General features: G+C 38.1%; 13 protein-coding genes. 11 read left to right on the forward strand and 2 right to left on the reverse strand.

Annotated elements, in window-relative coordinates; genetic code table 11:
* Positions 1 to 71 precede the first annotated feature (71 nt).
* The 9 genes from MKX47_RS08760 to MKX47_RS08800 all read left to right on the forward strand — a co-directional run bounded on the left by MKX47_RS08760 (position 72) and on the right by MKX47_RS08800 (position 8,631).
* Positions 72 to 1,751 (forward strand): methyl-accepting chemotaxis protein, encoded by a 1,680-nt coding sequence (locus tag MKX47_RS08760; RefSeq protein ID WP_340773099.1) that lies wholly within the window; start codon positions 72 to 74, stop codon positions 1,749 to 1,751.
* A gap of 178 nt (positions 1,752 to 1,929) precedes the next feature.
* Positions 1,930 to 2,466 (forward strand): GrpB family protein, encoded by a 537-nt coding sequence (locus MKX47_RS08765; RefSeq protein WP_340773101.1) that lies wholly within the window; start codon positions 1,930 to 1,932, stop codon positions 2,464 to 2,466.
* 138 nt (positions 2,467 to 2,604) lie between these two features.
* The gene (locus tag MKX47_RS08770) at positions 2,605 to 2,877 is read left to right on the forward strand and encodes a YhdT family protein (protein WP_445683578.1); all 273 of its coding nucleotides are present in this window, start codon (positions 2,605 to 2,607) and stop codon (positions 2,875 to 2,877) included.
* Positions 2,877 to 4,322, forward strand: a complete 1,446-nt coding sequence (gene panF, locus MKX47_RS08775; RefSeq protein ID WP_340777768.1) for a sodium/pantothenate symporter — start codon at positions 2,877 to 2,879, stop codon at positions 4,320 to 4,322. The genes MKX47_RS08770 and panF overlap by 1 nt, the downstream gene beginning before the upstream one ends.
* A 121-nt stretch (positions 4,323 to 4,443) precedes the next feature.
* Positions 4,444 to 5,178, forward strand: a complete 735-nt coding sequence (locus tag MKX47_RS08780; RefSeq protein ID WP_340773105.1) for a GTP cyclohydrolase II — start codon at positions 4,444 to 4,446, stop codon at positions 5,176 to 5,178.
* A 15-nt stretch (positions 5,179 to 5,193) separates the two neighbouring features.
* Entirely contained in the window at positions 5,194 to 6,306 is a 1,113-nt protein-coding gene (ribD, locus tag MKX47_RS08785) for a bifunctional diaminohydroxyphosphoribosylaminopyrimidine deaminase/5-amino-6-(5-phosphoribosylamino)uracil reductase RibD (RefSeq protein WP_340773107.1), read from the forward strand.
* The gene (locus MKX47_RS08790; protein ID WP_340773109.1) at positions 6,299 to 7,375 is read left to right on the forward strand and encodes an FAD-dependent monooxygenase; all 1,077 of its coding nucleotides are present in this window, start codon (positions 6,299 to 6,301) and stop codon (positions 7,373 to 7,375) included. The genes ribD and MKX47_RS08790 overlap by 8 nt, the downstream gene beginning before the upstream one ends.
* 9 nt (positions 7,376 to 7,384) lie before the next feature.
* Positions 7,385 to 7,945 carry a 5' nucleotidase, NT5C type gene (locus tag MKX47_RS08795; protein WP_340773111.1) on the forward strand — a complete coding sequence of 187 codons (561 nt, stop codon included), beginning with the start codon at positions 7,385 to 7,387 and terminating at the stop codon, positions 7,943 to 7,945.
* Positions 7,946 to 8,022: 77 nt separating this feature from the next.
* Entirely contained in the window at positions 8,023 to 8,631 is a 609-nt protein-coding gene (locus MKX47_RS08800) for a transcriptional regulator (RefSeq protein WP_340773115.1), read from the forward strand.
* A 53-nt stretch (positions 8,632 to 8,684) separates the two neighbouring features.
* On the opposite strand, the gene MKX47_RS08805 is transcribed toward MKX47_RS08800, so the two are convergent.
* A complete protein-coding gene (locus tag MKX47_RS08805; RefSeq protein WP_445683608.1) occupies positions 8,685 to 9,047 on the reverse strand; it encodes a nucleotide excision repair endonuclease in 363 nt (120 codons plus the stop codon).
* 443 nt (positions 9,048 to 9,490) lie between these two features.
* Here MKX47_RS08805 and MKX47_RS08810 point away from each other — a divergent pair, with 443 nt between their 5' ends.
* Both MKX47_RS08810 and MKX47_RS08815 read left to right on the forward strand, forming a co-directional pair.
* Entirely contained in the window at positions 9,491 to 10,363 is an 873-nt protein-coding gene (locus MKX47_RS08810) for a DMT family transporter (RefSeq protein WP_340773119.1), read from the forward strand.
* Positions 10,364 to 10,469: 106 nt separating this feature from the next.
* Complete coding sequence (locus tag MKX47_RS08815; RefSeq protein WP_340773120.1) at positions 10,470 to 11,204, forward strand: alpha/beta fold hydrolase; 735 nt, start codon at positions 10,470 to 10,472, stop codon at positions 11,202 to 11,204.
* A gap of 104 nt (positions 11,205 to 11,308) precedes the next feature.
* Here MKX47_RS08815 and MKX47_RS08820 read toward each other — a convergent pair whose 3' ends face one another.
* Positions 11,309 to 12,139 carry a TetR/AcrR family transcriptional regulator gene (locus MKX47_RS08820; protein WP_340773122.1) on the reverse strand — a complete coding sequence of 277 codons (831 nt, stop codon included), beginning with the start codon at positions 12,137 to 12,139 and terminating at the stop codon, positions 11,309 to 11,311.
* Positions 12,140 to 12,151: the final 12 nt, after the last annotated feature.

Below are 12,151 nucleotides of genomic sequence, written 5' to 3' on the forward strand. Positions count from 1 at the left end.
AATTGACGATGCATGTAAATTGTGGAATAATTTTGTGAGTATCGTATGAAAATGAGAATGGGGATATTGTAATGAAATTAAATGTAAAAGCGAAATTACAGCTATCATTTGGTGTAGTCTTAGCATTACTCATGCTTTTTGCAGCAGTAATTTTATACAGCCTAAATGAACAAAACAAAACGCTAGAAGGCATTGATAAAGATACACAAATGAGCAATTTATATAATGATGTCGCCTTCCAAACGGTTCGCGCTAATGCAGCAATACGTGGCTATATGCTTTATAAGGATGACAACATGCGTACCAACCATTATGAAATTCGTGACACGTTGGATGCATCTGTTCAACAGCTCAAGGAAATGGGCGCAGCAAATGCAAAATTTGAAGAATTTGAGCAAAAGCTTGCTGCATGGGAAAACTCGATTGATCAACAAATTTTACCTCTCATGGACGCCAATAAAATGGCTGAAGCTCAAAAAGTAGCAAAGCCTATACTTGGCGCTGGATCCCAAGAGTTGGTAGTGTTTGGGAAGTCAATGGCGAATGAAGTAAATGAAGCAATGACGAAATTGATTGCTCATTCAAAGGAGCATATGCGCACGACATTTATTGAAACGATTGCACTTGCGATTATTGCAATCATTATCAGCATCGCCATTTCGACAATTTTTGCCCGCCGCATTGCACTAAATATGCAGTCGGTAATGGCTGGGATGAATGAGTTTGCACAGGGTAATTTATTAACTCAATTAAAAGTGACTTCCAAAGATGAATTTGGTCAACTTGCGGATTCATTCAATGCCATGGCAGAGCGTTTACGCAATACGATGCGACAAGTCGGGGATTCCTCAGAACAAGTTGCTGGCACTTCACAGCAATTGACCGCAAGCAGTATGGAAGTGAGTAAGGCAACAGAGGTTGTTACAGAATCCATTCAAGAAATCTCGCTGGGAATGACTGATCAGCAGCAAATGACAAGTGATTCTAAGGCCTTTTCGGATCATTTAATGAAAAAGGTTTCGGATATTTCAGACAGCATTGAACAAGTAAACAATGCCTCAGCCTATACGAAGGAAAAAATTACGGCAGGTCGACAATCCGTGCGTAATGTTATCGGTCAAATGGATGTAATTAGTGACAATACTACAGAATTAAATGTACGCGTGAAGGAACTGGACGGAAATACAAATGCGATAGCCTCAGCTGTTCAGGTTATTAAAACAATTGCCGAGCAAACGAATTTATTGGCATTAAATGCCTCGATTGAAGCGGCAAGAGCCGGAGAAGCGGGGAAAGGCTTTGCAGTCGTAGCAAGTGAGGTTCGAAAGCTTGCCGATGAATCCAATATTGCAGCTACTGAAATTGAACAAGTTGTACAAAATATTGTGGAAAGTACGCGCATTATCGAAGAAGATATTGTACATAATGATCAATCCGTTGAAACAGGAAAGGAAAAAGTAGCAGAAACACGCGAAAACTTCCTGAAAATTGATGCGGCCATTGATCGAGTAGAAGACGAAACAAAGGCCGTAACACAAGCAATTAAAGCGGTATTACATGATGTGGAACAGCTTGTTGGTGAAATCAATGATATCAATGAGGTGACGCTAAATTCGAATGACAGTATTCAAAGTGTAGCAGCCGCATCTGAAGAACAAAATGCAGCAATGGAAGAAGTAGCAGCTGCTTCAACGTATTTAGCAGAAATGGCTGTAGAGCTTCAAGAATCGATTCAGTCGTTTAAGTATTAACAATAAGCCTCAAAATAAAAGACATAAAACGCGGTTTCAGCTGCGTTTTATGTCTTTTTGTATAGATGAATAGTTTATTTTTATTAGATTCATAATAACATATTTTTGCTTTTATTTATAGACTTGTAAGTGGTTTTTATTGGTTTTACAATAAATAACAGAAGAGGGGCGAAGGGTTATGAATTTGGGAATCAAAAAAGATGAAGTGAAGCTAGTGTCATATGATGAACGATGGCAACATGCATTTAATATCACGAAAAAGGAATTAAAGAAGTGCTTAAAGCTACAGGATGTACAAATCGAGCATATTGGAAGTACGTCTATTAAAGGAATTCAGGCGAAACCAGTGCTGGATATTTTAATCGGTGTAGAAAATATCGATGAATTGGATGAAGCATTTTTTAAAGCGTTGCGAAGCGTAGGATTTTACCGTTTAAAGGTGGAAAGACCCAATGAGATTGTTTGCGCCAAGTTTACAGATACCTCATTTGAAACGAAAACGCATTTTATACATATTGTGGATTATGAAAAGGAAAAGTGGCATCAAATGCTTTTTTTCAGGAATTATTTAAATGCCAATGAAGAAATAAAACAGCAATATCAAGATTTGAAAACCGCATTCTTTACGACAAACTTAAAGGGGATTGATGCCTATACCGAATACAAGGATCAGTTTGTCAAAGCGATTTTTGCAAAAATGGAAGAAAAAAGATGAATTAGATGTTTAAGCTATCAACACGATGCATTTTCCGAAGACTTTTTAGTTGAATTGTACTAGAAAGTCTTTTCTTTCTTTACGTAGGCACGTATGATAGAAAAGTATCATATAAACTATTCGATTAATGAAGGAAGGATGAATTACATGCAGGATAAGCGTTTTAAAATCGCGCATAAGGAAGCACTCATTGGTGTTGGATTAGTCATTTTAAATTTTGCGATTTGGTATGGTTTTGCATATGGACTAGGTTCGGGGAATCCCGCTGAATATCGATATATATTGGGATTTCCTGAGTGGTTTTTCTATAGCTGTATAGCAGGCACTATTTTTATGGTAATTTGTATTTGGTTGGCCATGAAGCTTTTCTTCAAAGACATTCCTTTAGATGAGGAGGAAGAAAAACGATGATTCATTGGGCTGTTATTTTACCACTACTATTCTTTTTAATCATCATTTTTGGCATTGGCATTTGGGCGAATCGTCAAGTGGTTCAATCCAATTCCTTTTTACAGGAGTACTTTTTAGGCGGCCGCGAAATGGGTGGCTTTATTCTGGCAATGACGATGATGGCTACATACGGAAGTGCTTCAAGTTTCATTGGTGGACCAGGTGTTGCGTATAATACGGGACTTGGCTGGGTGCTATTAGCGATGGCTCAGCTTCCGGCGGGATATTTCGTATTAATGGTGCTTGGGAAAAAGTTTGCGATTGTTGCAAGACGCATTGAGGCCATTACATTAATCGACTTCTTAAAGAAGCGCTATGATAGCCATACGATTGTTATATTATCGGCATTTAGTATTATTATTTTCTTATTTGCTTCGATGATGGCACAATGGGTTGGTGGGGCTCGATTAATCGAATCTTTAACAGGTCTTTCCTATACAACAGCACTTCTTATATTTGCGGCATCGGTTTTAATTTATGTAGTCATCGGTGGGTTCCGGGCAGTAGCACTTACAGATGCGATGCAAGGGACAATCATGATTATTGGTACGGTGATATTACTAATTGCTACGATAATTGCAGGTGGTGGTGTCGATCATATTATGCAAGATTTAGTAGCAGATAATCCAAATCTCATATCGCCATTTGGTGCTGATCAGAGCTTAACACCTTTATATGTATCGACATTTTGGATTTTAATCGGCTTAGGGGTCATCGGTTTACCGCAAATTGCAGTACGTGCGATGAGCTATAAGGATTCCAAAAGCTTACATCGTGCGATTTTAATTGGGACGATTGGGATTGGTACGATTATGTTCGGTATGCACTTAATTGGTGTATTTGCGCGTTCGGTAATGCCAGGCATTGAAATTGGTGATAAAGTCATGCCGCTTTTAACACTTGAAGTATTACCGCCTGTAATAGCTGGTGTTGTATTAGCAGCTCCAATGGCGGCTATTATGTCAACGGTCAATGCCTTACTCATTTTAGTAAGTTCAACGGTAGTCAAAGATATTTATTTAAACTATATCAATCCGAAAGCAACGGACAAGCAAATTAAATCGCGTAGTTTTTGGGTAACGACCATTATCGGGGTGGCAGTGGTCATTCTTGCAGTAAATCCACCGGAACTATTAATAATGCTGAACTTATTCGCATTTGGAGGGTTAGAATCTGCATTTTTATGGAGTGTCGTTTTCGGCTTATATTGGAAAAAGGCAAACAAATACGGTGCCATTAGTTCGATGATTGTCGGCATAGGATTATATATTTATATTTACGAATTTCAAACAAATATTTTCGGCATGCACTCAGTAACAATTCCGATATTCGCTTCACTTCTTACCTTTGTTGTGGTGAGTTTAGTGACACAAAAAATGAAAAAGATTGAGGATTATCATTTTTAATCCATGAATCGAAAAGGGACTGCAAATTCATATATTTTGCAGTCCCTTTATTTGACGTTTCACACTTATTATATTAAACTAGGTTACGTAAAGTAACTTAAAAAGAAATTATGGTGATAAAATGAAAAATACAATTGATATTTTAAATGATAAAATTCGCTTTGTCGTGCGAAACGACTCACAAAATCTCGCGTTAGTTGGCCCAGTAAAGCTTCCGATTAAACAAGGTGATTTTGAAGCAACATTTAATTGGTATTCTTGGCTAGCGGTTGATAGCCAAAAAACAAAGCAACAAATGATTGACGATTTACCAGCAATGAATCTCGCTTTCGGTCAACAATCTTCAGTATTAGTGTATGGTGATTTTGAAAATCGTGATGATGCGCTTATTCGGATGCACAGCATTTGTCATACGGGGGATATTTTTGGTTCACAGCGCTGTGACTGTGGTTATCAATTACATGAATCTATGAAAATGATTGTAGAGCATGGCTGTGGAGCGATTTTCTACCTAGCTGACCATGAGGGCCGTGGTATTGGCTTATTCTCGAAATCGCTTGCCTACCTTTTACAGGAAGATTATTACGATACCGTGCAGGCCAATCATGCATTAGGATTTGAAGATGATGTTCGTTCCTACGAAGATGCATTGAAGATTTTAGAAAGTCTACGTTCTAAACCAGTGACACTCATTACGAACAATCCGAAAAAACTGGCTGCCTTACAAGCACATGGCTTAGCTGCTAATGGTCATGTTCCAATTTGGGGTGGCTTAACAGACACGAATGCACGTTATTTACAAACAAAAGTTGAAAAATCTGGCCATTTAGGCGATGTGAAAAAGTTATTGGTGTAAGGAGTGGCAAACAGGATGAAAACAGACCGTGATTATATGCAATTAGCGCTGGATTTAGCTGCAAGCGCAAAAGGCAATACAAACCCTAATCCACTAGTAGGGGCTGTTATTGTAAAGGATGATGTCATTATTGGAACGGGCCTCCATCGAAAAGCGGGTGAGCCTCATGCTGAAGTTCATGCGTTTCGTATGGCGGGTGAGCAAGCAGAAGGGGCAACACTATATGTCACGCTTGAACCGTGCTCACATTTCGGGAAAACACCGCCTTGTGCAAATCTAGTAAAAGAATCTAAAGTTGCGCGGGTTGTTGTTGCGATGCAAGACCCGAATCCGTCAGTAGCAGGGCGAGGCATTCAGTTACTACGAGATGCAGGCATTGAAGTGAAAGTGGGCGTACTAGAACAGCAAGCACGAAAAGTAAACGAACGCTTCATTCACAATATGCTTACACAGCGTCCATTTGTTGTCTCAAAATTTGCCATGACGCTAGATGGCAAAATCGCGGCATATAACGGGCATTCTCAATGGATTACTTCAGAAGTAGCGCGTGCGGATGTGCATGAATTACGTCATGAAGTGGATGGCATTTTAGTTGGTGTCAATACGGTATTAAAGGACAATCCTAAATTAACGACACGCCTTGAAAACCGCAAAGGCCGTAACCCCATTCGCGTTGTATTAGATAGTGCTTTGCAAACACCACTAGATGCCCATATTGCCGATACAACAGAAGCGCGCACGGTCATTGTGACGTCATTTGATGCAGCAGAAGAAAAAGCGAATGCCCTTGAAAAGCAGGGTGTCGTGATACTGCGTGTTTCTAAAACGGATAAAGGGCTGAATTTGGATGCAGCATTAAAAGGACTCTATTCATTCGGTATTACCCATTTACTTGTTGAAGGGGGAGGCGCGGTCAATGCTTCCTTTTTACGTAGTGGCTTCATCGATCAATACATCGTCTATATTGCACCAAAGGTTTTAGGTGGTGCACATTCGATTACACCATTTACGGGTGAAGACGTGGATTCGATTGATTTGGCGGCACAATTACATTTTGAAGAGGTAACACAAATCGGACCTGATTTACGCATTATTGCTTATCCAAAACAGGTGAACGAAAATGATTAAAAAGGTCGATGTCTGTATCGTTGGTGGCGGCCCAGGTGGTGTATTGCTAGCCAATTTACTTGCCAAACAAAAGGTGTCAGTGCTCTTAGTAGAAAGAACAAATGCTTTTGCAAAAACATTTCGTGGCGAGCATCTCAATGAAGAGGGAGAGCACATATTAAAGCGGCATGGTATTTATGAGCGCATCGAACAGCTAGGACTTTTAAAAATGGAGACATTAGAATATTGGCATAATGGTACATGTATTAAAACCATCATGCCAGACGAAGCAGTCGGGCATTTAGGCATTCATGTGCCGCAAGCCCATTTACTCCAAGCCATTTTAGAGCAAGCAAAAGGCTATCCTACATTTGACTATGCATTGAATACGACGGTAAAAGAGCTTATTCAAAATGAGCAAGGCCAGTATACGGCGGTGCGAGCTATACAAAATGGTAAGGAATTATTGATTGAATCCCAGTTGATCATTGGTGCAGATGGACGTCATTCCAGCATTCGAAAGCTCGCAAATATCGAATCGACTGTACGCAGCCACGGCTATGATCTATTGTGGGCACGCATTCCAGCTCCCCAAAATTGGAGCCCCTCAATTAAAATGGCACTTGTAGAGGGCATGCAAATTTCGTTATTTACACAGGCTAAAGGCTTTGTACAAATTGGCTGGAATATTGAAAAGGGAAGCTTTCCATCCTTGCGTAAGGAGCCGTTCACGCCATTTATCGAAAAACTTTGCCTGGCATTTCCACAATTAGCATCCTCGGTAAAGGAGCATATCCAATCATGGAAAGATTTTGTGCTACTAGATGTCTTTAGTAGTACATCAGCGCAATGGGGCAAAAACGGCGTTGTGCTAATCGGTGACGCCGTGCATACGATGACGCCAACAGGAGCGTATGGTTTAAACAGCGCACTAATGGATGCACATATTTTAGCCGAACAGTTGCTGCAAAATGAACCGTTTGATTATGTAAGCTGTGCAACGATGCGAAAACGAGAGATTGAAAAAATTCAAGCAACACAAATAGAAAAGGAACAAAAGTTTAGTGACGCTTTTGTTGTTTTAAAATAGGTGAACAACATGAAATTTGGTTTTGACATTGATGATACGCTCATTGATTTACGTCGATATGCGTTTCATTTATATAATAAAAAATTACAGATGGCGGTTGATGAGGCCGTTTTCGATCAAATGCCTACCGTCGAAATTCATGGGGCATTTGGTATGACAAAAGAACAAGGAAGTCAAATGTGGCAAGATTGCATGCAGGAAATTTATTTTACAGAATGTCCAAGCTTTCAAGATGCGAAGGAAGTGTTAAATACTTTAGCCGCAGAAGGGCATGAAATTTATTATATTACGTCACGTCCAAAAATGTACTGTCAGCAAACACGTGAATGGGTGAAGGCACAAGGATTCCCTGTAGTGGATGATCGCTTTTACTGTGGTATGCAGGATCACGAGAAAATAGACATTATTAAAAGCTTAGCGCTCGATGTTTATGTTGATGATAAGCCAGCAGTATTAAATACATTGGCACAAACGAGTACGAAAGTAATTGTAAAAAATCAATCCTACAATCAAAATGTGAATTTTCCACGTTTAACCAACTGGCAGGAATTTCAGGCATTATTAAAATAGTTTGAATTTTTTTCTTTCAACCGTCGAAATCTATGGTATTGTTAGTATTATAGAGAAACAATTGCTGGAGGAAAAACATGAATATTAAGATTGGTGACCCACAAAAATATGAAGCAAGCATTCATTATAACGGAATTATATTATTGGCATCATACCTACAACGACTATATGTATACGAAACGATTCAAGTAAAAATTAACGGCGCAACAGACGAAAAACTAAAAAAAGTACAAGGCATGTTCGAACATTCAGAAATGATGGTTAAAATTTTTGAAGAAACGAAAAGCTTAATGGACGGTCAACGCGATAAATTAAAAAGCTTTGCAGGGGAAGTATCCTTATTAATGCAAGATTATATTAAAGATGAGCCTGATTTCAACGAACGTTTAGCAGTTGTTGGCTCCACGCTGTATGGGGAGCAAATGATGAACTTTGGTGTTATTAAATTAGGTCATATTTTCAAGCAAAATGTTGGGAAAGACTTCCCAGCACGTGCAAAATTTTATGAAGACCGTACGAAAGCAGTCGATTTAATGGTTCATTTAGTTGCTCAAGGCGATACAATTGAAGAAGGTATGCAGGACTTAATTAATAAGTGGTATGTCGGTATTGCTGCTCAAAAGGGCGGTATACTAACAGATATCCGAAAAATTAATGAAATGCTTGATTTTAAACTGAATCAATAAGAAAAAGCATGGATTCGGGAAACCCGGTATCCATGCTTTTTATGTGTATTTTATTAACGCTCGAAAAATACTTTGTCGATGTTTAATTTTGCTTTGAATTCATTGATTGCATACGTTTCGTAAATTTCACGTTCAACAGGATCTTCAATTTCGTATACTTCGATTTTGTGAATCTGGTTGCGGTGATTTTTTACTGGCGATACATTGTCTTCAAAGTGCTTTTTAATACGCTGACGGATTTTACGTGCTTTCCCTACGAATAATAGCTCATTTTTCTCATTATAAAAGAAGAAAATACCACCTTTTTCGCGTGTAATCTTGTGGAAGTCGATAAATCCAAAATAAGGTTTAATTTCAACTTCGCCTGGCTTAATCACTTGCTCACGTTGGCGAATTACTAAATCCGGTTTTGGCATTTCAATTTTAATCAATACATTCACGTCCCTACATTATGGTAAAGGTTTATTTTACATGATTGTCGGTAAAATAGCTATGATTATAGTGAGAAAGATCAATTTTCGTCCACAATTAGAAAATATGGGGATATGCTAAAAATATTAAATACAGATTATCCGACAGTATATTTTAATTTTACAACTTATCACCTCGCCCATAAACTTCAATTAACATAATTCAATTCACGTAAGAGTAAATAAAATACTTATTTCAAAAAGAAGGGTCAAGCAAAATACAAAAATTATTACACTGAAAAGTTTATTTTAGGTTTCTAAATCAAATAGATAAAGACTACAAATCGCGCATTTTTAACATGATTTATGTATTTCTCACATTTCTACTTTATTTTTTCGTGAATTTTGATTATTGTAAAATTATTGTGTAAAAAGAGAGAAGGAATACTATGCAAAAATATAAAGGTGAGCTGCTTATGCTCATTACGGCAATTATGTGGGGGAGTGGCTTTGTTGGAATGGCTAAGGGGCTAGAGCATTGGTCTGTATTTCAGCTAATGGCTGGACGTTTCTTTTTAGCCTCGATCATTCTTAGTCTTGTCTTCTATAAAAAGCTAAAGCTAATCAATAAAGCGGTGCTATGGAAGGGTGGCCTATTAGGGGCAATTTTATTCTTCGCCTTCACACTCCAAACATGGGGATTAGAATATACCACCGCTTCTAAAAATGCGTTTTTAACGGCGATTAATGTTATCATTGTTCCGATCATTGCTTATATTATCTATAAGCGTCGAATCGACCGTTTTGAATTTATCGCTGCAGGAGTCGCGATTGTCGGAATTGGCTTTTTATCTTTACAGGACTCATTAACAATTAATTACGGCGACTTTTTATCAATTTTATGTGCCTTTGCGTTTGCCTTTGATATTTTTTATACGAATGTTTTCGTTAAATCAGAGGATGCACTTGCCTTGACCATTGTTCAATTTTACACGGCAACGATTTTAAGTGTCATCGGAGTAATCATTTTACAGGATTACCCAACAATGTATTCAGCAGAAGGCATTGGCATTATTATTTACTTAGCGGTATTTTGTACGGGGGTTGCGTATGTGTGTCAAAACCTTGGGATGCAATATGCAAATCCTACGAAATCAGCCATTATTTTATCGACTGAAGCTCTATTCGGTACAATGTTCTCTGTATTATTACTAAATGAATTATTAACGGGTCGAATGATTTTTGGTTGTATTCTAATTTTCTTCGCCATTCTATTCGCAGAAGTGAAGCCTACATTTAAACGAAAGAAAGTATATAATTAAATCCATGCTGTACTATGAATTGTAAGAATTTATAGTACAGTTTTTGTTTAGTAAAGAGCGTTTTAGGAAAAAGATAGCTTGATGACATATGGGGAGGTAATGTTTAATGCTACATTATAAACGTGAAGGTTCAGGCGATGTGGTTGTATTAATTCATGGCTTTTTAGGGGGGATTTCAATTTTTGAGAAGATGTTTGAGCCCTTAACAAAGCAATTTGACGTGATTGCTATCGATTTGCCTGGACATGGGAAAAGTGAAGCTCCAGAAGGGGATTATACGATGTATCGCTATGCTGAAGATATAATAGATGTATTAACCCATGAACAAGTAGAAAAAGCCTATTGGGTTGGTCATTCAATGGGTGGCTATATTACACTTGCGGCTATCGAGAAACAATATACCAATATTGAAAAGGCCGTATTATTATACTCATCCGATGCTCCAGATACAGCTGAAGCAATTGAAAAGCGCACAAAGCAGCAACATGAAATTAAAGACCAGGGTGTCGGGGCATTTGTTGACGGCATTATCCATAACTTCTTAGCGCCAGATGCAAAAACAGAAGATGTACTTTTTGCAAAAGAAGTCGCGAATGAGGCAAGTGTAGAGGGGCTTACGGTTGCACTCGGTGCGATGAAGTCACGCCAAAACCAGCGTGATTTAGTCGATAGCACAACGACGCCAATTTTAGTCATAGAAGGGGAACAGGATGAAGCCGTTACGCCGATTGAAACATCGAATCCAAATGTAATGAAGCTATTTACGAATACAGGGCATCTAGGCATGCTTGAAGATGCACAAACAGTAACACGTGAAGTGGTCAAATTTCTGAAACAATAAAAGAAGGTGTCCGAGAAGTGATTCTTGGACACCTTCTTTGCATCAGCTATTAAAAGCAGGAACGCTGAACAAGAAGTATTTTTTTTGAGCAGTACCATTGCATATTATGAGAAATATTTACGAATCATTAGCGAAATCCAATTGAATTGGTGGTTGTTTTGTAGGTTTTGAATAAGCCCCAAAATAATCGCTATTCTTGGTTTAGGTGTTAGAATTTCCTCTATTAATAATGCGACCGATTCTTGTTCAAGTTGATTGTCTGCTACCTCTTGAAGTCGTTGTAGCTCCTCTACTAATTGATTGAGCGACATAGGAATTTCATTGCGATTCGCAAAATGATTTTGCTGTAAAAATACTAAGCGGCTTTTCGTCGCGATGATTGTTGTTTTTTCGACTAATGTATCGGCAAGCTTTGAAAAGTCAATTGGATTCATCAGTAATTTTCCATCGAACACAATTTGCAAATAGGCTTGTACCATTCCATTTATAACAATAATCAGGTCATATAACTTTTCTCGAATTTCCTCACCGTATGTTTCTAACAGTAATTTTGCCAAGTTTTCATTGGATAGATTCACGAAGTAGTGAATGCGCTCAATAAAGTCGTCACTAATTGTTTTCACTTTTTCTTTCATAAGAATCTGTGCAAAGCCTGTATATTGTGAGAGTAATTTAAACGTTTGTTCAAAATATAAATGCAGTTTTTTTGAAGGATCCATTTCGGAATTGACTGCTCGGTCAACACCTTGAATAATATTGTTCAAAAAATGTTCAATTATAGAATGAATCAGTTCTTCCTTTGATTTGAACGATAAGTAAAAAGCGCCTTTAGATATACCGCAGTGCTCTGTTATTTGTTGAACGGATGTCGCTTCAATACCTTTTTCAGAAAATAGGGTAATGGCTGCATCTAAGATTAATTGTTTTCTTGTCATAATAATTTACCT

The sequence above is a fragment of the Solibacillus sp. FSL R7-0668 genome, from assembly GCF_038006205.1.
Taxonomy (GTDB): Bacteria; Bacillota; Bacilli; order Bacillales_A; family Planococcaceae; genus Solibacillus.

What these genes read in the sequence shown, in the direction of transcription:
- MKX47_RS08760 (WP_340773099.1), top strand. Translation starts at nt 72, where the DNA reads ATGAAATTAAATGTAAAAGCGAAATTACAGCTATCATTTGGTGTAGTC.
- MKX47_RS08765 (WP_340773101.1), top strand. Translation starts at nt 1,930, where the DNA reads ATGAATTTGGGAATCAAAAAAGATGAAGTGAAGCTAGTGTCATATGAT.
- MKX47_RS08770 (WP_445683578.1), top strand. Translation starts at nt 2,605, where the DNA reads ATGAATTACATGCAGGATAAGCGTTTTAAAATCGCGCATAAGGAAGCA.
- MKX47_RS08780 (WP_340773105.1), top strand. Translation starts at nt 4,444, where the DNA reads ATGAAAAATACAATTGATATTTTAAATGATAAAATTCGCTTTGTCGTG.
- ribD (WP_340773107.1), top strand. Translation starts at nt 5,194, where the DNA reads ATGAAAACAGACCGTGATTATATGCAATTAGCGCTGGATTTAGCTGCA.
- MKX47_RS08790 (WP_340773109.1), top strand. Translation starts at nt 6,299, where the DNA reads ATGATTAAAAAGGTCGATGTCTGTATCGTTGGTGGCGGCCCAGGTGGT.
- MKX47_RS08795 (WP_340773111.1), top strand. Translation starts at nt 7,385, where the DNA reads ATGAAATTTGGTTTTGACATTGATGATACGCTCATTGATTTACGTCGA.
- MKX47_RS08800 (WP_340773115.1), top strand. Translation starts at nt 8,023, where the DNA reads ATGAATATTAAGATTGGTGACCCACAAAAATATGAAGCAAGCATTCAT.
- MKX47_RS08805 (WP_445683608.1), bottom strand. Translation starts at nt 9,047, where the DNA reads ATGCCAAAACCGGATTTAGTAATTCGCCAACGTGAGCAAGTGATTAAG.
- MKX47_RS08810 (WP_340773119.1), top strand. Translation starts at nt 9,491, where the DNA reads ATGCAAAAATATAAAGGTGAGCTGCTTATGCTCATTACGGCAATTATG.
- MKX47_RS08815 (WP_340773120.1), top strand. Translation starts at nt 10,470, where the DNA reads ATGCTACATTATAAACGTGAAGGTTCAGGCGATGTGGTTGTATTAATT.
- MKX47_RS08820 (WP_340773122.1), bottom strand. Translation starts at nt 12,139, where the DNA reads ATGACAAGAAAACAATTAATCTTAGATGCAGCCATTACCCTATTTTCT.